Annotated in this window: 23 protein-coding genes, 1 tRNA gene, 1 pseudogene and 1 riboswitch; of the genes and pseudogenes, 17 read left to right on the top strand and 8 right to left on the bottom strand. The window is 70.1% G+C overall.

The window, feature by feature from the left end; translation table 11 throughout:
* Positions 1–13: 13 nt before the first annotated feature.
* Both IG88_RS0119890 and IG88_RS0119885 read right to left on the bottom strand, forming a co-directional pair.
* Positions 14–601: a nicotinamidase gene (locus tag IG88_RS0119890; RefSeq protein WP_031042768.1), complete on the bottom strand. Its 588-nt coding sequence runs from the start codon at positions 599–601 to the stop codon at positions 14–16.
* Between the two features lie 106 nt (positions 602–707).
* Positions 708–2,054: a nicotinate phosphoribosyltransferase gene (locus IG88_RS0119885; RefSeq protein ID WP_031042766.1), complete on the bottom strand. Its 1,347-nt coding sequence runs from the start codon at positions 2,052–2,054 to the stop codon at positions 708–710.
* Positions 2,055–2,244: 190 nt separating this feature from the next.
* Here IG88_RS0119885 and clpS point away from each other — a divergent pair, with 190 nt between their 5' ends.
* The 7 genes from clpS to IG88_RS0119850 all read left to right on the top strand — a co-directional run bounded on the left by clpS (position 2,245) and on the right by IG88_RS0119850 (position 7,005).
* Positions 2,245–2,562, top strand: coding sequence for an ATP-dependent Clp protease adapter ClpS (gene clpS / locus IG88_RS0119880; RefSeq protein ID WP_031042763.1), 318 nt, complete (start codon positions 2,245–2,247; stop codon positions 2,560–2,562).
* A 41-nt stretch (positions 2,563–2,603) separates the two neighbouring features.
* Complete coding sequence (locus IG88_RS0119875; RefSeq protein WP_031042760.1) at positions 2,604–3,212, top strand: DUF2017 domain-containing protein; 609 nt, start codon at positions 2,604–2,606, stop codon at positions 3,210–3,212.
* A 359-nt stretch (positions 3,213–3,571) separates the two neighbouring features.
* A complete protein-coding gene (locus IG88_RS0119870; RefSeq protein ID WP_031042757.1) occupies positions 3,572–4,999 on the top strand; it encodes an amino acid permease in 1,428 nt (475 codons plus the stop codon).
* A gap of 71 nt (positions 5,000–5,070) precedes the next feature.
* Positions 5,071–5,493: a Mov34/MPN/PAD-1 family protein gene (locus IG88_RS0119865; protein WP_031042754.1), complete on the top strand. Its 423-nt coding sequence runs from the start codon at positions 5,071–5,073 to the stop codon at positions 5,491–5,493.
* 79 nt (positions 5,494–5,572) lie between these two features.
* On the top strand, positions 5,573–5,668 hold the full coding sequence (locus tag IG88_RS45145; RefSeq protein WP_309546867.1) for a putative leader peptide: 96 nt from the start codon (positions 5,573–5,575) through the stop codon (positions 5,666–5,668).
* 101 nt (positions 5,669–5,769) lie between these two features.
* Complete coding sequence (locus IG88_RS0119855) at positions 5,770–6,048, top strand: MoaD/ThiS family protein (protein ID WP_031042751.1); 279 nt, start codon at positions 5,770–5,772, stop codon at positions 6,046–6,048.
* Positions 6,049–6,054: 6 nt separating this feature from the next.
* Complete coding sequence (locus tag IG88_RS0119850; protein ID WP_031042749.1) at positions 6,055–7,005, top strand: PLP-dependent cysteine synthase family protein; 951 nt, start codon at positions 6,055–6,057, stop codon at positions 7,003–7,005.
* A gap of 117 nt (positions 7,006–7,122) precedes the next feature.
* Here IG88_RS0119850 and IG88_RS44325 read toward each other — a convergent pair.
* Positions 7,123–7,314 (bottom strand): annotated as a pseudogene (locus IG88_RS44325) (type II toxin-antitoxin system PemK/MazF family toxin); the annotation flags it as partial.
* A 141-nt stretch (positions 7,315–7,455) separates the two neighbouring features.
* Here IG88_RS44325 and IG88_RS0119840 point away from each other — a divergent pair.
* The gene (locus tag IG88_RS0119840; protein WP_031042747.1) at positions 7,456–8,208 is read left to right on the top strand and encodes an MBL fold metallo-hydrolase; all 753 of its coding nucleotides are present in this window, start codon (positions 7,456–7,458) and stop codon (positions 8,206–8,208) included.
* 106 nt (positions 8,209–8,314) lie between these two features.
* On the opposite strand, the gene IG88_RS0119835 is transcribed toward IG88_RS0119840, so the two are convergent.
* Together IG88_RS0119835 and IG88_RS0119830 are read right to left on the bottom strand one after the other, a co-directional pair.
* Entirely contained in the window at positions 8,315–9,565 is a 1,251-nt protein-coding gene (locus tag IG88_RS0119835) for a PTS transporter subunit EIIC (protein WP_031042746.1), read from the bottom strand.
* Positions 9,566–9,792: 227 nt separating this feature from the next.
* Positions 9,793–11,088, bottom strand: a complete 1,296-nt coding sequence (locus IG88_RS0119830; RefSeq protein ID WP_031042743.1) for a PTS transporter subunit EIIC — start codon at positions 11,086–11,088, stop codon at positions 9,793–9,795.
* 159 nt (positions 11,089–11,247) lie between these two features.
* Between IG88_RS0119830 and IG88_RS0119825 the strand changes: the two genes are divergently transcribed.
* From IG88_RS0119825 to rdgB, 4 genes are all read left to right on the top strand, one after another.
* Positions 11,248–11,481: a glucose PTS transporter subunit EIIB gene (locus IG88_RS0119825; protein ID WP_003975905.1), complete on the top strand. Its 234-nt coding sequence runs from the start codon at positions 11,248–11,250 to the stop codon at positions 11,479–11,481.
* 77 nt (positions 11,482–11,558) lie between these two features.
* Entirely contained in the window at positions 11,559–12,299 is a 741-nt protein-coding gene (gene rph / locus IG88_RS0119820; RefSeq protein WP_031042742.1) for a ribonuclease PH, read from the top strand.
* 165 nt (positions 12,300–12,464) lie between these two features.
* Positions 12,465–12,869, top strand: coding sequence for a hypothetical protein (locus IG88_RS0119815; protein WP_031042740.1), 405 nt, complete (start codon positions 12,465–12,467; stop codon positions 12,867–12,869).
* 47 nt (positions 12,870–12,916) lie between these two features.
* A complete protein-coding gene (gene rdgB / locus IG88_RS0119810) occupies positions 12,917–13,519 on the top strand; it encodes an RdgB/HAM1 family non-canonical purine NTP pyrophosphatase (protein ID WP_031042737.1) in 603 nt (200 codons plus the stop codon).
* A 16-nt stretch (positions 13,520–13,535) separates the two neighbouring features.
* Here the strand turns inward: rdgB and IG88_RS0119805 are convergent.
* Together IG88_RS0119805 and bcp are read right to left on the bottom strand one after the other, a co-directional pair.
* A tRNA-Leu gene (locus IG88_RS0119805) sits at positions 13,536–13,622 on the bottom strand.
* 42 nt (positions 13,623–13,664) lie between these two features.
* On the bottom strand, positions 13,665–14,132 hold the full coding sequence (bcp, locus tag IG88_RS0119800; protein ID WP_031042735.1) for a thioredoxin-dependent thiol peroxidase: 468 nt from the start codon (positions 14,130–14,132) through the stop codon (positions 13,665–13,667).
* A gap of 92 nt (positions 14,133–14,224) precedes the next feature.
* On the opposite strand from bcp, the gene IG88_RS0119795 reads away from it, so the two are divergent.
* The 3 genes from IG88_RS0119795 to IG88_RS0119785 all read left to right on the top strand — a co-directional run bounded on the left by IG88_RS0119795 (position 14,225) and on the right by IG88_RS0119785 (position 15,417).
* Complete coding sequence (locus IG88_RS0119795; protein ID WP_031042733.1) at positions 14,225–14,557, top strand: DUF3618 domain-containing protein; 333 nt, start codon at positions 14,225–14,227, stop codon at positions 14,555–14,557.
* A 23-nt stretch (positions 14,558–14,580) separates the two neighbouring features.
* Positions 14,581–14,937, top strand: coding sequence for a GroES family chaperonin (locus IG88_RS0119790; protein WP_003975911.1), 357 nt, complete (start codon positions 14,581–14,583; stop codon positions 14,935–14,937).
* A 61-nt stretch (positions 14,938–14,998) separates the two neighbouring features.
* A riboswitch (guanidine-III (ykkC-III) riboswitch) is annotated at positions 14,999–15,066 on the top strand.
* Positions 15,067–15,096: 30 nt separating this feature from the next.
* Positions 15,097–15,417, top strand: coding sequence for a DMT family transporter (locus IG88_RS0119785; protein ID WP_031042731.1), 321 nt, complete (start codon positions 15,097–15,099; stop codon positions 15,415–15,417).
* Here the strand turns inward: IG88_RS0119785 and IG88_RS0119780 are convergent.
* Positions 15,411–17,855, bottom strand: coding sequence for a transglycosylase domain-containing protein (locus tag IG88_RS0119780; RefSeq protein ID WP_199807477.1), 2,445 nt, complete (start codon positions 17,853–17,855; stop codon positions 15,411–15,413). The two genes, IG88_RS0119785 and IG88_RS0119780, sit on opposite strands and share 7 nt — an antisense overlap.
* Before the next feature lie 181 nt (positions 17,856–18,036).
* Between IG88_RS0119780 and IG88_RS0119775 the strand changes: the two genes are divergently transcribed.
* On the top strand, positions 18,037–18,843 hold the full coding sequence (locus tag IG88_RS0119775; RefSeq protein WP_031042725.1) for an ABC transporter permease: 807 nt from the start codon (positions 18,037–18,039) through the stop codon (positions 18,841–18,843).
* Entirely contained in the window at positions 18,836–19,687 is an 852-nt protein-coding gene (locus IG88_RS0119770; protein WP_031042723.1) for an ABC transporter permease, read from the top strand. Before IG88_RS0119775 ends, IG88_RS0119770 begins: the two co-directional genes overlap by 8 nt.
* Position 19,688 lies beyond the last annotated feature (1 nt).

Raw genomic sequence — 19,688 nt, 5'->3', positions numbered from 1 at the left:
GCCGACGGGGGAGCTACTGCACGACCGGCTTCCCGGACAGCTCCACGCCCGCCTCCCGCAGCTCCTCCAGGGCCCGCTCGGTGGTGTCCACGGCCACCCCGGCGGTCAGGTCGAGCAGCACCTGCGTACGGAAGCCCTCGCGGGCGGCGTCCAGGGCGGTGGCGCGCACGCAGTGGTCGGTGGCGATGCCCACGACGTCGACCTCGTCGATCTCCCGCTCCCGCAGCCACGCGGCGAGGCCGGTGCCGTTCTCGTCGGTGCCCTCGAAGCCGCTGTAGGCGGCGGTGTACGCCCCCTTGTCGAAGACGGCGTCTATCGCGCCGGAGGCGACGGCCGGGGCGAAGTTCGGGTGGAAGCCGACCCCCTCGGTACCGGCGACGCAGTGCGCCGGCCAGGAGTGGACGTAGTCGGGGTTGTCGGCGAAGTGGCCGCCCGGCGCGATGTGGTGGTCGCGGGTGGCCACCACGTGTCGGTAGCCGGCGGGCGCCTGCCCGATCAGCTCGGTGATGGCGGCGGCCACGTCGGCACCGCCGGACACCGCGAGGCTGCCTCCCTCGCAGAAGTCGTTCTGCACGTCTACGACGATCAAGGCGCGGCGCATGGTCGGTGTCCTTCGACTGGGTCGACTGGTGGGTCGGTGCGGTACGGGCGGGCTGGTTCGTCGGGTGGTACGGGGCTGATTCGGCCCTTGTGGGGCCGCACCAGCTCTAGCTACCCGAGCCCCCGTGCGCGTACTCCGTCGGAATGACGGGTTCCCCTCGGGAGAGCTGGGTGGCGGACAGCGGCAGGTTGGCGCGGGCCGCCGCGTGGCGGTCCCGGGCGGCGTCCAGCGGCTCGCGGGCGACCACCTCCCCGCCCTTGACCAGCTCGACCAGGAGCTGCCGGTCGGCCAGCTCGTCGGGGACCGGACCGGTGCCGACCACCTCGGCCTCGGCGTGCCCGTCCGCGGCCAGCCGCCGGGCGGCCCACTTGCGGCCGCCGACCGAGGTCTTGCCGCCGGTGGACTTCTTGGCCACCGGCACCAGCGGCGCCCCCTCCTCGCCGGACTCGGCGCGGGCGACCAGCTTGTAGACCATCGAGGCCGTCGGGTGCCCGGAGCCGGTCACGAGCTGGGTGCCGACGCCGTACGCGTCCACGGGCGCCGCCGCCAGCGAGGCGATGGCGTACTCGTCCAGGTCCGAGGTCACCACGATCTTCGTGTCGGTGGCGCCCAGCTCGTCGAGCTGCTGGCGCACCCGGTGGGCGACGAGCAGCAGGTCGCCGGAGTCGATGCGCACCGCGCCCAGCTCGGGCCCGGCGACCTCCACGGCCGTGCGGACGGCCTCGGCGACGTCGTAGGTGTCCACCAGGAGCGTGGTGCCCCGGCCCAGGGAGTCCACCTGGGCGCGGAAGGCGTCGCGCTCGTTGTCGTGCAGGAGGGTGAAGGCGTGGGCGGAGGTGCCGACGGTGGGGATGTTGTAGCGGAAGCCGGCCGCCAGGTCGGAGGTGGTCGCGAAGCCGCCGACGTAGGCCGAGCGGGCGGCGGCGACGGCGGCCAGCTCGTGGGTGCGGCGGGCGCCCATCTCGATCAGCGGGCGCTGTCCGGCCGCGGACGACATGCGGGAGGCGGCGGCCGCGATCGCCGAGTCGTGGTTGAGGATGGAGAGGATCACCGTCTCCAGCAGCACGCACTCGCCGAAGGTGCCCTCGACCCGCATCACCGGCGACCCGGGGAAGTACACCTCGCCCTCGGGGTAGCCCCAGATGTCCCCGCCGAACCGGTACTGCGCCAGCCAGTCCAGGGTCTCCTCGTCGACGATGTCCCGCTCGCGCAGGAAGCGCAGCACGCCCGCGTCGAAGCGGAAGTTCTCCACCGCGTCCAGCACCCGCCCGGTGCCCGCCACGACGCCGTAGCGGCGGCCGTCCGGCAGCCTGCGGGTGAAGACCTCGAACACGCTCCGCCGCCCGGCCGTACCGGCCTTCAGGGCGGCTTGGAGCATGGTCAGCTCGTACTGGTCCGTGAAGAGCGCCGTCGAGGGGACGTCCACCGGCAGCCCAAGGTCCGCTGCGTCCACGAAACTTCTCCTAGCCATCACGTGCCGGGTGCCCCCGGTGCGGCCGGGGGTCCGGGGGTCGTCCCCCGGTGTTTGCGGCATACGACGGATCGTACCCCCATTTCGTCACTCTGACGATTTCGGGGCCCGCCGGGTTCGCGTGGCGCCTGCCACAGGCCCGTTTGTGCGGGTGGCCCCCTGTGGTGGCAGCATGGGCAGTGTGACGGCAGCCGCACCCATGGAGATCGAGAAGACCGAGTCGGCGGAGGAGGTCTTCGCCGTACCCGAGCCCGACGTGCCCTGGGTGACGATCGTGCACAACGACCCCGTCAACCTCATGAGCTACGTGACCTACGTCTTCCAGACGTACTTCGGCTACTCCAAGGACAAGGCCACCAAGCTCATGATGGACGTCCACCACAAGGGCCGGGCGGTCGTCTCCAGCGGCAGCCGGGAGGAGATGGAACGGGACGTGCAGGCCATGCACGGCTACGGCCTGTGGGCCACCCTCCAGCAGGACCGGAAATGACCCACGCCCGCCCGCAGGACGGAAGTAGCTGAATCGCCTCCATGCCCGGACAATTCGAACCGCTCCCCGGCGGCGGCGCGGCCGTCGCCCTCGACGACGTCGAGATCTCCATCATCCGCTCCCTGGCCGTGCAGCTCCTGGAGCTGATCGGGCCCGGCCCCGCCGAGGACGCCTCCGACGACCCGCTCGCCGAGCTGTTCGCCGAGGGTCCGAGCGAGCCGCCCTCCGACCCGGTGCTGCGCCGCCTGTTCCCGGACGCCTACGGCGACCCCGAGGGCACCCCGCAGGCCCGGGAGGCCGAGGAGCAGCGGGCGCACTCCGCGGAGTTCCGCCGCTACACCGAGAACGACCTGCGGGCCGGCAAGCGGGAGAGCGCCCTCGCGGTGATCCGTGCCCTGGACGCCGTGGCCGCGCAGTCCGCGGGTGACGGCGGGGCGGTGCTGAAGCTGTCGGCGGAGGAGTCCCGGCAGTGGCTCGGCGCCCTGAACGACCTGCGCCTGGCGATCGGCGCCCGGCTCGAGATCGCCGACGAGGACGACACCGACCTGCTCTACCGGCTCCCGGACGAGGACCCGCGCAAGCCGATGGTGATGGCCTACCTGTGGCTCGGCGGGCTCCAGGAGTCGCTCGTCGCGACACTCATGCCCTGAACCGGGCGATTCCGCCACGTTCCGTAGCAGGGCGTCCGCTCAGCGGAGCCTCAAATCCGGATAACGATCCCGTCAAAGGTGCGCCTCTTTTGCTCGAAAGGGGCGCCCTTTGTCCGCTTCTCCGTGTGGGACACATCACCATCCACCCCTGTGATCAGGGTCGCGGTCGTGGTACATCTTCACGACCGCCCGGCGAACACCACCCGAATGTTCGGCCGGGTGCGCCACCGAGCCGGCGGACCGCCGGCCAGGCACCGAGCGGGATGTGAGGCCCGCTCAGCTCCATCATCCGGGGGGATCGAGACCCGATCCGCGGCCGAGTCAAGGTCCGGGTCGGCATGGAGAAAGGCGCACCACACATGACCTCTGCGCAGGTCGACACGGACAAGGCCCCCGAAGAGGGGTACGAGCGCGGTCTCAACAGCCGCCAGGTCCAGATGATCGCGATCGGCGGCGCCATCGGCGTCGGCCTCTTCCTGGGCGCCGGGGCCAACATCGCCAAGGCCGGTCCCAGCATCATCCTCATGTACGCCCTCGCGGGTGTGATCATTTTCTTCATCATGCGGGCGCTCGGCGAGCTGCTCCTCTACCGTCCCGTCTCCGGCTCCTTTGCCGAGTACTCGCGCGAGTTCCTCGGCCCCTTCTTCGGATACTTCACCGGCTGGACGTACTGGCTGATGTGGGTGGTCACCGGCATGGCGGAACTCACCGCCGCCGCCATCTACATCCACTACTGGTTCCCGGACATCCCGCAATGGGTCTCGGCCCTGGTCTTCCTGGTGCTGCTGTTCGTGGCCAACCTGATCTCGGTGAAGCTGTTCGGCGAGATCGAGTTCTGGTTCTCGATGGTCAAGGTCACCGCCATCATCGGCATGATCGTGATCGGCATCGGCGTCATCACCTTCGGCTTCAGCCAGGCCGGCGACACCGCCGCCGTCTCCAACCTGTGGGAGTTCGACGGCTTCTTCCCCAAGGGCATCGGCTCGTCCCTGATGACCCTCCAGGGCGTCATGTTCGCCTACCTCGCCGTCGAACTGGTCGGCGTCACCGCCGGTGAGTCCGAGAACCCGGAGAAGACCCTCCCCAAGGCGATCAACACCCTGCCCTGGCGCATCGCCCTCTTCTACGTGGGCGCCCTCACCGTCATCCTGGCCGTCGTCAAGTGGACCGAGTTCGCCGAGGGCGTCAGCCCCTTCGTGGAGGCCTTCGCGGTCATCGGCATCCCGGCCGGCGCCGGCATCGTCAACTTCGTGGTGCTCACCGCCGCCCTGTCGTCCTGCAACTCCGGCATGTACTCCACGGGCCGCATGCTGCGCACCCTCGCGGACAACGGCGAGGCCCCCAAGGTCTTCAACAGGCTGTCCTCGACCAAGACCCCGGCCATCGGCATCTCCGTCTCGGTCGTCTTCATGGCCATCGGCGTGGTCCTCAACTACCTCGTCCCGGAGAAGGCGTTCGGCTACGTCACCTCCGTCGCCACCGCCGCCGGCATCTGGACGTGGCTGATGATCCTCATCAGCCACGTGCTCTACCGCCGCAAGGTCGTCGCGGGCCGCCTGCCCGCCTCCTCCTTCCCGGCGCCCGGCGGCTCGGTCTGCTCCTGCGTCGCCATCGCCTTCCTGCTCTTCGTCACCTGCCTGATCGCCTACGACGCCGACGCCCGCGTCTGCCTGTACGTGATGGCCGGCTGGTCCGTCGCCCTCGGCATCGGCTGGGCGGTGCTCAGGAGCCGCAACCCGCAGATCACCGAGCGGCCCGGCGAGCCGGAGTTCGAGAGCATCGGCTGACGCTGTCCGGTATGTGGGCCCCTCCGTACCACCCACCGGTACGGAGGGGCCCGTCTGCTTATCCTGGCCGCATGCTGACCATCACACAGGCCCTGTACGACCAGATCGTCGCCCACGCGCGCGCCGACCACCCCGACGAGGCGTGCGGCGTGGTGGCCGGCCCCGTCGGAGAGGGCCGCCCCGAGCGGTTCGTCCCCATGCTCAACGCCGCCCGCTCGCCCACCTTCTACGAGTTCGATTCGCACGACCTCCTCAAGCTCTACCGCGAGATGGACGACCGCGACGAGGAGCCGGTGGTCATCTACCACTCCCACACCGCCACCGAGGCCCACCCCTCCCGCACCGACATCACCTACGCCAACGAGCCCGGCGCCCACTACGTCCTCGTCTCCACCGCGGACACCGACGGCGTCGGCGAGTTCCAGTTCCGCTCGTTCCGCATCGTGGAGGGCGAGGTCACGGAGGAGGAGGTCAAGGTCGTCGAGGCGTACTGATCCCGCCCACCGGACGGAAAAGGTCCAGCAGGTGAGATCACACTCCGGAAGCCGGACCGGGAATCGATACGATGAGCCCATGGTTCTTCTCGACGTGAGCGAAAAGGCGCCGGGCACGCTGCTCGTGGCGCGGCTGCACGTCGACCTGTGCAGGCTGAAAAGCGCCATCTGTTGATCCTCGCCGCCGCCGTACGGCCGTGAGCCGCGGCGTGCGTGCCGACGTGTGCCGCCGCGCCCTACGAACCCACGACCACCTCCCGACAGGAGCACTCAGCCATGGCCATCGAGGTCCGCATCCCGACCATCTTCCGCCAGTACACCGACGGCCAGAAGGCGGTGGAGGGCAACGGGGACACCCTCGCCAAGCTCTTCGCCGACCTCGAGACCCGGCACGCGGGCATCCAGGCCCGCATCGTCGACGGCGAGCAGCTCCGCCGCTTCGTCAACGTCTACCTGAACGACGAGGACGTCCGTTTCCTCGACGGCATCGACACCAAGCTGTCCGACGGCGACAGCATCACGATCCTGCCGGCCGTGGCCGGCGGCATGGCCTGATCGCCGATGCGCTACGACTCCCCGCTGGCCGCGGTGGGCAACACCCCTCTGGTGCGCCTGCCGCGGCTGTCGCCGTCCGAGGACGTCCGGATCTGGGCCAAGCTGGAGGACCGCAACCCGACCGGCTCGATCAAGGACCGCCCCGCGCTCCACATGATCGAGCAGGCCGAGAAGGACGGCCGCCTCACCAAGGGCTGCACGATCCTGGAGCCCACCAGCGGCAACACCGGCATCTCGCTGGCCATGGCCGCCAAGCTCAAGGGCTACCGCATCGTCTGCGTGATGCCGGAGAACACCTCCCAGGAACGCCGGGACCTGCTCGCCATGTGGGGCGCGGAGATCATCTCCTCCCCGGCCGCGGGCGGCTCCAACACCGCCGTGCGGGTCGCCAAGGAACTCTCGGCCGAGCACCCGGACTGGGTCATGCTCTACCAGTACGGCAACCCGGACAACGCGGGCGCCCACTACGCCGGCACCGGCCCCGAGATCCTCGCCGACCTGCCCTCGGTCACCCACTTCGTGGCCGGGCTCGGCACCACCGGCACCCTGATGGGCGTCGGCCGCTACCTGCGCGAGCACAAGCCCGACGTGAAGATCGTCGCCGCCGAACCGCGCTACGACGACCTCGTGTACGGCCTGCGCAACCTCGACGAGGGCTTCGTGCCCGAGCTGTACGACGCCTCCGTGCTCACCACCCGCTTCTCCGTGGGCTCCGCCGACGCGGTCACCCGCACCCGCGAGCTGCTCCAGCAGGAGGGCATCTTCGCGGGCGTCTCCACCGGCGCCGCCCTGCACGCCGCGATCGGCGTCGGCAGGAAGGCGGTCAAGGCCGGCGAGAGCGCGGACATCGTCTTCGTCGTCGCGGACGGCGGCTGGAAGTACCTGTCGACCGGCGTCTACACCGCCGAGACCACCGAGGCCGCCATCGAAACCCTCCACGGCCAGCTCTGGGCCTGACGGTCCTCCCGCGCCGTCCGCAAGGGGCGCGGGACACCGCGCGAACCGCACCCCGGCCACCGTCCCGCGTCCCGCGACGGCAGCCGGGGTTTCGCATGCCGCAGGTCAGTCCCCGGGCCCGCGCCGGTCACGGGGGCGCCGCCCCGGACCGCGGGGTTTTCGCCCCCGGCCCCAGCCGTCGACGACCGTGGCGACGAGCGCGAGCAGCACGACCGCCGCGAAGACGAGCCACCATGACGTGTCCATACCGACGACCGTACCGGCGTACGCCACCGTCGCACGCCCCCTCGGTGGTCCCGCGCGCCCCACGTCCAGCCGAACCGGTGATCCCACAGGTGAGTTCGCCCACAACGGCCCCTGGCGGAGGAGCGACCACAGGTTTTGCGCCTTACGCTCGACAAACCGCACGACCCCCGTCTCTCCACACCCGCCAGCGGAGGTTTCTGCTTCATGAAGCTCACCGTCGTCGGCTGCTCGGGGTCGTTCCCGTCCGCGGAATCGGCCTGCTCGAGCTACCTCGTCGAGGCCGACGGCTTCCGGCTGCTCCTCGACATGGGCAACGGCGCCCTCGGCGAGCTGCAGCGCCACTGCGGTCTCTACGACCTCGACGCGATCTTCCTCAGTCATCTCCACGCCGACCACTGCATCGACATGTGCGCCTACTTCGTGGCGCGCTACTACCGGCACGACGGCGGCCGCTGCGCCCCCATCCCGGTCTACGGACCCGAGGGCACCGAGCACCGGCTGACCACCGCCTACGCCGACACCCCCTCCGCCTCCTCCATGAGCGAGGTGTTCGACTTCCACACGGTCAAGCCGTCCACCTTCGAGGTCGGACCGTTCACCGTGCACACCGAGCGCGTCGCCCACCCCGTGGAGGCCTACGCCGTCCGCGTCGAGCACGGCGGCCGCTCACTGACGTACTCCGGCGACACGGGCGCCACCCCCGTGCTGGACGAACTCGCCCGCGACACCGACCTGTTCCTGTGCGAGGCCGCCTTCACGCACGGCAAGGAGAACATCCCCGACCTCCACCTCAACGGACGCGAGGCCGGCGAGAGCGCCGCCCGGTCCGGCGCCCGGCGCCTGGTGCTCACCCACATCCCCCCGTGGACCGACCCGGAGGTCAACCGCGCCGACGCGCGCGAGGTCTACGACGGGCCCGTGGACGTCGCCGCTGCGGGCGCGGTGTACGAGATCTGAACCCCAGGCGCCCTGACACGGGGGAGGGCCCCGGCACCCCGGAGACGGGGGAAGGCCCCGGAACCTCGCGGTTTCCGGGGCCTTCCGCACGTCGGGCGGCCGGGGCTCACGCCTTGGTGAGGTCCTCGATCTCCTCCTCGGGCTCGCGGCCCGGGGTTTTCAGGTTGAACTTGATGATCGCGAAACGGAACGTCACGTAGTAGATCGCCGCGAACACCAGGCCGATCGGGATGATCAGCCATGGCTTGGTGGCCAGGTGCCAGTTGAGGGCGTAGTCGATGAAACCGGCCGAGAAGTTGAAGCCGGCGTGCACACCCAGGCCCCACGTCACCGCCATCGAGACGGCGGTCAGCACCGCGTGCAGCACGTACAGGACCGGCGCGATGAACATGAACGAGAACTCGATCGGCTCGGTCACACCCGTGACGAACGAGGTCGCGGCCAGCGAGACCATCATGCCCATCACGGCCTTGCGGCGCTCGGGCCGGGCGCAGTGCGCGATGGCGATGGCGGCGGCCGGCAGACCGAACATCATGATCGGGAAGAAGCCGGACTGGAAGATGCCCGCGTCGGGGTCGCCGGCGAGGAAGCGGGTGATGTCACCGTGCACGACGTCGCCCGCGGCGTTGGTGAAGTCGCCGAGCTGGAACCAGGCCACCGTGTTCACGAACTGGTGCATGCCGACCGGGATCAGCGCGCGGTTCACGCCGCCGAACAGGGCCGCGCCACCCGCGCCGAGGCCGGTCATCCACTCGCCGAAGTTCGAGATGCCGTCGCCGATGGGCTCCCAGACCAGACCGAAGAAGACACCCACCACGATGCCGACGAACGCCATGATGATCGGCACCAGGCGGCGGCCGTTGAAGAAGCCGAGCCAGTCCACCAGCTTCTTGCGGTGGTACCGCTGCCACAGCACGGCGGCCAGCAGACCCATGATGATGCCGCCGAGCACACCCGGGTCGTTGTACGTCGCGGCGACGTCCTCGCCCTGCTTGACCACCGCCTCGGTGACCGGGAAGGCCTCCAGGACCTTGCTGTAGACGAGGAAGCCGACCACCGCGGCCAGTGCCGTCGAGCCATCGGCCTTCTTGGCGAAGCCGATGGCCACGCCTATGCAGAACAGGATCGGCAGCGAGCCGGTGAGGGCACCGCCCGCGTTGTTGAAGACGGCGGCGACCTTGTCCCAGCCGAGGCCGTCCTTGCCGAAGATGTCGTCCTGGCCGAGCCGGACCATGATGCCCGCCGCCGGCAGCACGGCGATCGGGAGCTGGAGGCTGCGTCCTACTTTCTGCAGCCCCTGGAAAAGACCGGATCCCCGCTTCTTTGCGGGGGCCGCCGTGTCGGTGGCGGTGCTCATGCTTCCTCCATCGGGTGGTGGTCTACACCACTCAGTGGTGTAGACCTGTTGTAGCACGATGAAGGCCGCGTAAGGAACCCGCTGTTCCGCGACCGCGGCGCTACGCGCAGTACCCGGCCAAGTCCCCTGATCACAGGCTCGGGAGGGCGCGGAGAAGGCCCCCGGACCGTCGGTCCGGGGGCCTTCGCGAGACCACCCTCAAAGGGTACGTGAGGAACGGAAGAGGTCTACACCTTGGTGACGTCCTCCACCTCCTCCGAGGGCTCCCGCCCCGGGGTCCTGAGGTCGAACTTCGTGATCGCGAACCGGAAAACCGCGTAGTAGACCGCCGCGAAGCACAGCCCGACCGGAATGATCAGCCACGGCTTCGTCGCCAGGTTCCAGTTGATGACGTAGTCGATCAGCCCTGCCGAGAAGCTGAACCCGTCCTTCACCCCCAGCGCCCACGACACCGCCATCGACACCCCCGTCAGCACCGCGTGCACCGCGTACAGAAGGGGAGCGACGAACATGAACGAGTACTCCAGCGGCTCCGTGATCCCCGTCACGAACGACGTCAGCCCCACCGACAGCATCAGACCGCCGACCTCCTTGCGCCGGTCCGGCCTCGCGCAGTGCGTGATCGCCAGCGCCGCCGCCGGCAGCGCGAACATCATGATCGGGAAGAAGCCGGTCGTGAACTGACCCGCGTGGGGATCACCCGCCAGGAACATGTTGATGTCGCCGTGCACCACCGTGCCGTCCGGCTTCGTGTACGAACCGAACTGGAACCACATCGGCACGTTCAGGAACTGATGCAGACCGATCACCAGCAGTGCCCGGTTCGCCAGCCCGAACACCCCCGAACCCCACGCGCCGATCCCCGTCATCCAGTTGCTGAAACTCTCCAGCGCATCACCGACCGGCGGCCACACCCACAGGCACAGCGCCGCGAACACGATCGCCACGAACGCCATGACGATCGGCACCAGCCGCCGCCCGTTGAAGAAGCCCAGCCAGTCCACCAGCCTCGTCCGGTGGAACCGCTGCCAGAAGTACGCCGTCAGCAGCCCCATCACGATCCCGCCGAAGACCCCCGGGTTCTGGAAGACGAACGCCGTCACCTCCCCCGACCCGTCGGTCACCTGGCAGCCGATCTGCGGGACGGCCTTCGACCCCTCCGGGCAGTCCTCCGGGAACTGCCGCAGCACGTTGTAGTAGACGAGGAAACCCGCCACCGCGGCCAGCGCCGTCGAACCGTCGGCCTTCTTCGCCATCCCGATGGCCACGCCCACGCAGAACAGCATCGGCAGTCCCAGCGACCCGTCGAGCAGCGCACCGCCCGCGCCCGTCATCACCTTCGAGACGTTCGACCACCCCAGGCCGTCGTCCCCGAACACGTCCGGCTGGCCGAGCCGGTTGAGAATGCCGGCGGCGGGCAGGACCGCGATGGGCAGTTGCAGACTGCGGCCCATCTTCTGCAGCCCCTGGAACGCCTTGTTCCAGCGGAGGCGGGCGGGACTGACCGTGCTCTCGGCACTCATCCGGTCTCCGATCGGTCGCCGGTACACTGGTGTAGACCAGTAGAAGGACGGCTCCGCCGTCGTGACCGCCATCATTCGGTACCCACCGCATGACCGCTCGCGAAGTTGGGCCAACTGTGGGTTACTGCGACAAAGCGGCTCGGATCAGGGAGAACCAACATGGCCAGCAAGGCTGAGAAGATCGTCGCCGGCCTCGGCGGCATCGACAACATCGACGAGATCGAAGGCTGCATCACCCGACTCCGCACCGAGGTCAACGACCCGGCCCTGGTCAACGAAGCCGCCCTCAAGGCCGCCGGCGCCCACGGCGTCGTCAAGATGGGCACCGCCATCCAGGTCGTCATCGGCACCGACGCCGACCCGATCGCGGCGGAGATCGAAGACATGATGTGAACCACCGGGTTCACCGGCAAGGGGCCTCTCCCACCGCGGGAGAGGCCCCTTCGCCATGGGCCGCTAGGCTCACCCGCATGTCACGAATCGACGGCCGCACCCCCCAACAGCTCCGCCCCGTCACCATCGAACGCGGCTGGAGCAAGCACGCCGAAGGCTCCGTCCTCGTCTCCTTCGGCGACACCAAGGTCCTCTGCAACGCCTCCGTCACCGAAGGCGTCCCCCGCTGGCGCAAGGGCAGCGGCGAAGGGTGGGTCACCGCCGAGTACGCCATGCTCCCCCGGGCCACCAACACCCGCGGCGACCGCGAGTCCGTCAAGGGCCGCATCGGCGGCCGCACCCACGAGATCAGCCGCCTCATCGGCCGGTCCCTGCGCGCCGTCATCGACTACAAGGCACTCGGCGAGAACACCATCGTCCTGGACTGCGACGTCCTCCAGGCCGACGGCGGCACCCGGACCGCCGCCATCACCGGCGCCTACGTCGCCCTCGCCGACGCCATCACCTGGGCCCAGCACACCAAGAAGCTGATCAGGCCCAGCCGCAAGCCGCTCACCGGCACCGTCTCCGCCGTCTCCGTCGGCATCGTCGACGGCACCCCGCTCCTCGACCTGCGCTACGAGGAGGACGTCCGCGCGGACACCGACATGAACGTCGTCTGCACCGGCGACGGCCGCTTCGTCGAGGTCCAGGGCACCGCCGAGGCCGAGCCCTTCGCCCGCGACGAACTCAACGCCCTGCTCGACCTCGCCGCCGCGGGCTGCACGGAGCTCGCCGAACTCCAGCGCAAGGCGCTCGCCGCGGCCCTCGAAAGGTAACGGGTAAAGGGGATGCCAAGGGCGCGCAACTCGGCCGCCCCCGGGAGCGTCCCTAGCGGTACAGAGCAGTACAGCACCACGGGCGTACGGCGGACCCTGCCGTACGCCCGCCGTCGCACCGCACACGGGCCGTCCGGCCCTGTCCCAAGGGGAGGACCGAGATCCATGGCCGCGAGCCGCCGGCGCAGCCTTCGCCGTACCGCCACCGCCGCCGCCACCGTGGTGGCCATCGCCCTGACGACCGGCCTGACCACCGGCTGCGACGCCGTCGACAAGGCCCTCGACTGCGTGCGCACGGCCGACGCGATAGCCGACAGCGTCACCGAACTCCAGCAGGCGCTGGAGAACACGGACGACCCCACCCAGTGGGAGGAGTCCCTCGACTCCATCGACAAGAACCTCGGCAAGATCGGCGACCAGACCGACGACGCCGACGTCAACAAGGCGGTCGACTCCCTCGGCGAGGCCGTCGACAACGTCCGCACCGCGGTCAAGAACGGCGACGAGACCCCCGACCTCAGCCCCGTCACCGACGCGGCGGGCGAACTGACGAAGGTCTGCACGCCGTAGCCGAGCGGGTGGCGGAGGCACGGCAGGGGCCCGGGATACTGGACCCCATGACCCGCCTCATCCTCGCCACCCGCAACCCCGGCAAGATCACCGAACTCAGGGCCATCCTCGCCGACGCGGGCCTGCCCCACGACCTCGTCGGCGCGGACGCCTACCCGCACATCCCCGACGTCAGGGAAACCGGCGTCACCTTCGCCGAGAACGCCCTCCTCAAGGCCCACGCCCTCGCCCGCGCGACCGGCCTCCCCGCCGTCGCCGACGACTCCGGCCTCTGCGTCGACGTCCTCAACGGCGCCCCCGGCATCTTCTCGGCCCGCTGGGCAGGCCGCCACGGCGACGACAAGGCCAACCTCGACCTCCTCCTGGCCCAGATCGCCGACATCGCCGACGAACACCGCGCCGCCCACTTCGCCTGCGCGGCGGCCCTGGCCCTGCCCGACGGCACGGAGCGCGTGGTCGAGGGCCGGCTCCCCGGCACCCTCCGCCACGAGCCCGCCGGCACGGGCGGCTTCGGCTACGACCCGATCCTCCAGCCCGAGGGCGAGACCCGCACCTGCGCGGAACTGACGGCGGAGGAGAAGAACGCGATCAGCCACCGGGGCAAGGCGTTCCGGGCACTGGTGCCGGTGGTGCGGGAGCTGCTCGGCTGAGCAGCCGTTCATGTACTGGTGCGGCCGGAGGGACTCGAACCCTCACGGGAGTTACCCCACTGGGACCTAAACCCAGCGTGACTGCCAATTCCACCACGGCCGCCCGGCGCTGCTGCCCGGCCATGCTACTGGTCGGGCAGCGCCGTCAGATCCCCAAATCCTTGATGATCTTGGCCACGTGGCCCGTCGCGCGGACGTTGTACAGGGCGCGTTCGACCTTGCCCTGTTCGTCGACGACGATCGTGGAGCGGATGACGCCCATGTAGGTCCTGCCGTAGTTCTTCTTCTCGCCGAAGGCGCCGTACGCGTCGAGGACCTTCTTGTCCGGGTCGGCGAGGAGGGTGACCTTCAGGGACTCGGTCTCGCGGAACCTGGCCAGCTTGTCCGGCTGGTCGGGGGAGATGCCGATCACGTCGTACCCGGCGCCGGCCAGCAGGTCCAGGTTGTCCGTGAAGTCGCACGCCTGCTTCGTGCAGCCGGGGGTAAGCGCTGCGGGGTAGAAGTAGACGATGACCTTGCGGCCCCGGTGGTCGGACAGGGACACCTCGTTGCCGTCGGCGTCCGGGAGGGTGAAGGCCGGGGCCTGGTCCCCGGGCTGGAGTCGCTCGCTCATCCGGCAAGCGTAACGGGGGGTCCTGACAGTGCGAGCGGGGCTGGAGCTGACAGACTGTCCGGGACAGTGTCAGAGGATTTCGGAGGCGTACGGTGGCGGACACGTCGGACATCAGAACCCCGGCGCAGATCGAGGCGGACATCAAGCGCCGTCGCGAGGTGCTGGCCGAGACGCTCGACGAGCTCGGGATGCGGGTGCACCCGAAGACGATCGTCGACGACGCGAAGGCCAAGGTCGCCGCCAGCGTCGATCACACCCTCGGCCGGGCGTACGTCCAGGTCAACCGGGTGGTCAGCGAGGTGAAGGCGCAGTTCGTGGACGAGGAGGGCGCCCCGCGGATGGAGCGGGTCGTACCGGCCGCGCTGGTGGCGGCCGGCGTCGTGGGGCTGCTCGTCCTGAGCGGCACCCGGCGGCGGAAGCGCTGAGCGCGGGCAGGTAGGTTCAGGGCGTGAGCGCCAAGAGAAACGAGCACGGTCCCCAGGACGACAAGCTGCCCATCCGGATGCTGCACGACCGCGTGCTCGTGCGGCAGGACACCGGCGAGGGCGAGCGGCGTTCCGGGGGCGGCATCCTGATCCCCGCGACGGCGGCCGTCGGCAAGCGGCTGGCCTGGGCCGAGGTCGTCGCGGTCGGGCAGAACGTACGGACCGTGGAGCCGGGCGACCGGGTGCTGTACGACCCGGAGGACCGTGCCGAGGTCGAGGTGCGGGGCGTGGGCTACGTGCTGATGCGCGAGCGCGACCTGCACGCCGTGGCCGCGGACCGGTTCGAGGGGTCGGAGGACTCCACCGGGCTGTACCTCTGAATCACGGGTTCGAGTCGGACCAAGGGGGCTGGTGATCAAGGTCACCAGCCCCCTTGGCCTGTCTTTGCTACCTTGGGAAGCACCCCGACGAGACGCGCCGTACCGGGCTGAAGGCAAAGACGACGCACCCCGTTCAGTTCGTTCACGGAGGTGCCTGTCATGGCGTGGGTTCTGCTCGTCGTCGCCGGTCTGCTCGAGGTCGGCTGGTCGATCGGGATGAAGTACACCGACGGTTTCACCCGGCTGTGGCCGAGTGTGTTCACCGGTGCCGGGATCGTCGCGAGCATGCTTCTGCTGTCGTACGCCGCCCGGACGCTGCCCATCGGTACCGCCTACGGCGTGTGGGTGGGCATCGGCGCGGCCGGGGCGGCGGTGCTCGGCATGCTGGTGCTGGGGGAGCCGGCGACCGCCGCCCGGATCTTCTTCATCGGTCTGCTGCTGGTCGCCGTGGTGGGTCTGAAGGCGACCTCCGGTCACTGACGCCGGGGCGTGACGGGGATGCCGGCGACCGTGCCGGCGCCGGTGCTGGTGCCGGTGTCCGGCGCGCCGCCGCCCGCGCCGTCGGTGTCCCCGCCGCCCTCGTCGGTCCCACCGTTGGCGGAGTCGTCGCCGCTCCCGCCCGTGGGGCCCGGCTCGGTGCTGGGGCGGCCCGTGCCCGGGGTGCCGCCGCCGGTGTTCGGGGGGCCGCTCTCGGTGCCGCCGGGGCCGCCGGGCGGGGTGCTGCCGCCGGAGTCGCCCGGGCTGTCGGTGCCGTCCTCGTCGCCGGTGGACGGGGCGTCCGGGTCGCTGCTGCCGCTCGCGTCGCCGTCGCCGGGTTCGTCCGAGGCGTCGCTGCTCGGGGGCGCGGTGACGTCGGCGCCCGCCTGGAGCTGGAGGTCGAAGTCGGTGACCGGTTGGCCCTTGAGGGCGTTGCGGGTGTACTGGCCCCAGATCTCGGCGGGTGCCCCGCCGCCGTTGATGCGGGCGAGGCCCATGACGCCGTACAGGGACTTGTGGGCGGCGGTCTTGGGGTCCTGGCCCATGACGGCGACGACGGTGGCGAGGTCGGGGGTGTAGCCGGCGAACCAGGCGGCCGTGTCCTCCTCGGCGGTGCCGGTCTTGCCCGCGGCGGGGCGTCCGACGACCTGGGCGGCGGTGGCGGTGCCGTTCTCGACGACGCTGCGCAGCACGGACGTGGTGGTGTCGGCGGCCTCGCGGCTGACGGCCTGGTGCTCGCGCCGTTCGGGCAGCGCGACCTCCTGCTTGCCGTCCTTGGTGACCTTCTCGACCAGCGTGTAGGTGCTGTGCCTGCCGTGGTTGGCGATGGTCGCGTAGGCCTCGGCCATGTCGAGGGGGCTGGCGGTGGCGACGCCGAGCGCGATGGAGGGGGAGGGGGTCAGTTCGGGCGTGTTCTTGGAGAGTCCGAGGTCGATCGCGGTCTGCTTGACCTTGTCGGAGCCGACGTCGACGGCCATCTGGGCGTAGACGGCGTTGATGGACTTGTCGGTGGCCTCGCGGACGGTGACGTGGCCGTAGTCGCGGTGGTCCTCGTTCTCGGGGGCGTAGCGGCCGCCGGCCCAGCCCTGGACGGGGCGTTCGCTGGTGCCGTCGTAGCGGGTGTTGGGGTTGATCGTCTGGCCGCTCTGCGTCTGGGAGTGGTTCTCGACGGCCGAGGTGAACACGAAGGGCTTGAAGGTGGAGCCGACCTGGAAGTCGCGGCGCACGGCGTTGGGCGTGTACTGCTTGACGTAGTCGATGCCGTTGTACATCGCGACGACCTTGCCGGTCTTCGGGTCGACGGAGGCGCCGCCTGCGCGGACGTACGTGTCGACCTTGCGTTCCTTCTGGTCGAGCTGGGACATGAGCTTGTCGTCGACGGCCTTGACGAAGGCGTCCTGCTTGTCCTTCTGGAGGGTGGTGGTGATGCGGTAGCCGCCGCGGCCGAGTTCCTCCTCGTCGACGATGCCGTTCTCGTTCAGGTACTTCTTGACGATGTTGACGACGTAGCCGCGCTGTCCGGACATGTTGGTGGAGATGGTGGACTGCTTGGGCTTGGGGAACTCGGCGGCGGCGCGGTCGGAGGCGCTGAGCCAGCCCTTGTCCACCATGCCGTTCATGACGTAGTTCCAGCGCGCCCGGGCGGCGGGCTTGTTCTCGGGGTGGGCGACGACGTCGTACTGGCTGGGGGCGTTGAGCAGGGAGGCGAGGTAGGCGCCCTGGGCGGCGGTGAGGTCCTTGGCGTCGACGCCGAAGTAGGCCTGGGCGGCGGACTGGATGCCGTAGGCGCCGCGGCCGAAGAAGCTGGTGTTGAGGTAGCCCTCGAGGATCTCGTCCTTGCTCTTCTCGCGGTCGAGCTTGATCGAGATGAAGAACTCCTTCACCTTGCGGGTGACGGTCTGTTCCTGGGCCAGGTAGTAGTTCTTGACGTACTGCTGGGTGATGGTGGAGCCGGACTGCTTGCCCTTGCCGGTGGCGGTGTTCCAGCCGGCGCGGACCATCGCCATGGGGTCGATGGCGGACTCGGTGTAGAAGTCGCGGTCCTCGGCGGCGAGGACGGCGTGCTGGGCTTCCTTGGAGATCCGGGCGAGGCCGACGCTCTCGCGGTTGACCTCGCCGTCGCGGGCGAGGACGGTGCCGTCGGCGTACAGGTAGACGTTGGACTGCTTGGTGGCGAGGGCGTTGGCGGCGGGGATCTGCACGAGGTGGTAGCCGAGGAAGAAGCCGCCGACGATCAGCAGCAGGCCGACGACGACCGTGCTCAGCACGATGCGCCAGGTGGGGATCAGCCGGCGCCAGCCGGTGCGCTTGGGCCGCTTGGGCTTCTTCGCCTTCCCGGCCTTCGGCGCACCGGGTTCTCCCGTCGGTCCCTTGCCGGCCGCCTGGGGCTCTCTCTGCGCCCAGCCCGGGGTCGGCTGCTGCGGCTGCGGCTCGTCGCTCATCTCGTGCACGGACTCCTGTTTCATTTCGTACGGTTTTCGTACGTCTGAGTTCTTCCGTAGAAGACTCTCGCACCGTGGGTTCCGTTCCCACGCGACGGCACACCCGTGAAATTCCGTGGCGGGGGCCTGCGGGGTCGCACTAGGCTCCTGCGCTTTGGTGCCGGTCGGGAGGGGGAGGGCAGTGGGTGCGGGCTCGGGGCGGTTGTACGTGGCCGTCGCGGCGGGTGGATTCCGACGGTACGCGACGTATCGGGCGGCCACTGCGGCCGGGGTGTTCACCAACACCGTTTTCGGACTGGTCCTCGTCTACACCTATCTGGCCCTGTGGGACGAGAAACCCCAGCTCGGAGGGTACGACCAGGCGCAGGCGTCGACGTTCGTGTGGCTGGGTCAGGCGCTGCTGGCGGCGCTGGCGATCGGCGGCGGCGGGTTCGAGGACGAGCTGATGGAGCGCATCCGTACGGGTGACGTGGCCGTCGATCTGTACCGTCCGGTCGATCTCCAGCTCTGGTGGCTGGCGGCGGACGTGGGCCGGGCGCTGTTCCAGTTGCTGGGCCGCGGGGTGGTGCCGTTCGTGTTCGGATCGTTGTTCTTCCCAGTGGCGCTGCCGCGGGAGGTGTCCGTGTGGGCGGCGTTCCTGGGGGCGGTGGTGCTGGCGATGCTGGTGGGTTTCGCGTTGCGCTATCTGGTGGCGCTCTCGGCGTTCTGGCTGCTGGACGGCACGGGGGTGACGCAGATGGCGTGGCTGGCGGGGCTGTTCTGCTCGGGGATGCTGCTGCCGCTGAACGTGTTCCCGGGGGCGCTGGGCGAGGTGGTGCGGGCGCTGCCGTGGTCGTCGCTGCTGCAGGCGCCGGCGGACGTGCTGCTGGGGGAGGCCGATCCGCTGGGCACGTATCTGTTCCAGGCGTCCTGGGCGGTGGCCCTGCTGGCGCTGGGCCGGCTGGTGCAGTCGGCGGCGACGCGCCGGGTGGTGGTCCAGGGTGGCTGAGGCGGCCGGGGCGGCCCGGGCGGAGGTGCGGCGCGGGCGGGCCGTCGAGGGGGTGCGCGCGTACGGGCTGATCGCCGGGATGTGGATCAGGTCGACGATGGCGTACCGGACGTCCTTCGCGCTGACGACGTTCGGCAACTTCGCGATGACCGCGCTGGACTTCGTGACGATCCTGCTGATGTTCTCCCGCGTCGACGCGCTGGGCGGCTGGTCGCTGCCGGAGGTGGCGTTCCTGTACGGGCTGTCCGGGGTGTCCTTCGGCCTGGCCGACCTGGCGGTCGGCTCGATGGAGCGGCTGGGGCGGCGGGTGCGCGACGGCACGCTGGACACGCTGCTGGTGCGGCCGGTGCCGGTGCTCGCGCAGGTGGCGGCGGACCGGTTCGCGCTGCGCCGGCTCGGCCGGGTGACGCAGGGGCTGCTGGTGCTCGGGTACGCGCTGGTGGTCGTCGACGTCGACTGGACGCCGGCGAAGGTACTGCTGATGCCGGTGATGCTGCTGGGCGGGGCGGGGATCTTCTGCGCGGTGTTCCTGGCGGCGGCGGCGTTCCAGTTCGTGGCGCAGGACGCGTCGGAGGTGGCCAACGCCTTCACGTACGGGGGGACGACGCTGCTGCAGTATCCACCGGCGGTGTTCGCGCTGGACCTGGTGCGCGGGGTGACGTTCGTGGTGCCGCTGGCGTTCGTGAACTGGCTGCCGGCGGGTTACGTGCTGGGGCGGCCGTACCCGCTGGACCTGCCGGGGTGGGTGGCGTTCACGACGCCGCTCGTCGCCGCGGCCTGCTGCGGGCTGGCGGGGCTGGCCTGGCGGGCGGGGCTGCGTTCGTACCGGAGCACCGGGAGCTGAC

Origin of the sequence: Streptomyces sp. NRRL F-5650, assembly GCF_000721365.1 — a bacterium.
In the GTDB taxonomy this organism is placed as follows: Bacteria; Actinomycetota; Actinomycetes; order Streptomycetales; family Streptomycetaceae; genus Streptomyces; species Streptomyces ardesiacus.
This window is presented reverse-complemented; position numbering and strand designations above follow the sequence as displayed.

Bases quoted from the DNA above. Each gene is read 5' to 3' on its own strand.
- IG88_RS0119890 (WP_031042768.1), bottom strand. From the start codon at position 601: ATGCGCCGCGCCTTGATCGTCGTAGACGTGCAGAACGACTTCTGCGAG.
- clpS (WP_031042763.1), top strand. From the start codon at position 2,245: ATGGGCAGTGTGACGGCAGCCGCACCCATGGAGATCGAGAAGACCGAG.
- IG88_RS0119875 (WP_031042760.1), top strand. From the start codon at position 2,604: ATGCCCGGACAATTCGAACCGCTCCCCGGCGGCGGCGCGGCCGTCGCC.
- IG88_RS0119870 (WP_031042757.1), top strand. From the start codon at position 3,572: ATGACCTCTGCGCAGGTCGACACGGACAAGGCCCCCGAAGAGGGGTAC.
- IG88_RS0119865 (WP_031042754.1), top strand. From the start codon at position 5,071: ATGCTGACCATCACACAGGCCCTGTACGACCAGATCGTCGCCCACGCG.
- IG88_RS45145 (WP_309546867.1), top strand. From the start codon at position 5,573: ATGGTTCTTCTCGACGTGAGCGAAAAGGCGCCGGGCACGCTGCTCGTG.
- IG88_RS0119855 (WP_031042751.1), top strand. From the start codon at position 5,770: ATGGCCATCGAGGTCCGCATCCCGACCATCTTCCGCCAGTACACCGAC.
- IG88_RS0119850 (WP_031042749.1), top strand. From the start codon at position 6,055: ATGCGCTACGACTCCCCGCTGGCCGCGGTGGGCAACACCCCTCTGGTG.
- IG88_RS0119840 (WP_031042747.1), top strand. From the start codon at position 7,456: ATGAAGCTCACCGTCGTCGGCTGCTCGGGGTCGTTCCCGTCCGCGGAA.
- IG88_RS0119835 (WP_031042746.1), bottom strand. From the start codon at position 9,565: ATGAGCACCGCCACCGACACGGCGGCCCCCGCAAAGAAGCGGGGATCC.
- IG88_RS0119830 (WP_031042743.1), bottom strand. From the start codon at position 11,088: ATGAGTGCCGAGAGCACGGTCAGTCCCGCCCGCCTCCGCTGGAACAAG.
- IG88_RS0119825 (WP_003975905.1), top strand. From the start codon at position 11,248: ATGGCCAGCAAGGCTGAGAAGATCGTCGCCGGCCTCGGCGGCATCGAC.
- rph (WP_031042742.1), top strand. From the start codon at position 11,559: ATGTCACGAATCGACGGCCGCACCCCCCAACAGCTCCGCCCCGTCACC.
- IG88_RS0119815 (WP_031042740.1), top strand. From the start codon at position 12,465: ATGGCCGCGAGCCGCCGGCGCAGCCTTCGCCGTACCGCCACCGCCGCC.
- rdgB (WP_031042737.1), top strand. From the start codon at position 12,917: ATGACCCGCCTCATCCTCGCCACCCGCAACCCCGGCAAGATCACCGAA.
- bcp (WP_031042735.1), bottom strand. From the start codon at position 14,132: ATGAGCGAGCGACTCCAGCCCGGGGACCAGGCCCCGGCCTTCACCCTC.
- IG88_RS0119785 (WP_031042731.1), top strand. From the start codon at position 15,097: ATGGCGTGGGTTCTGCTCGTCGTCGCCGGTCTGCTCGAGGTCGGCTGG.
- IG88_RS0119780 (WP_199807477.1), bottom strand. From the start codon at position 17,855: ATGAGCGACGAGCCGCAGCCGCAGCAGCCGACCCCGGGCTGGGCGCAG.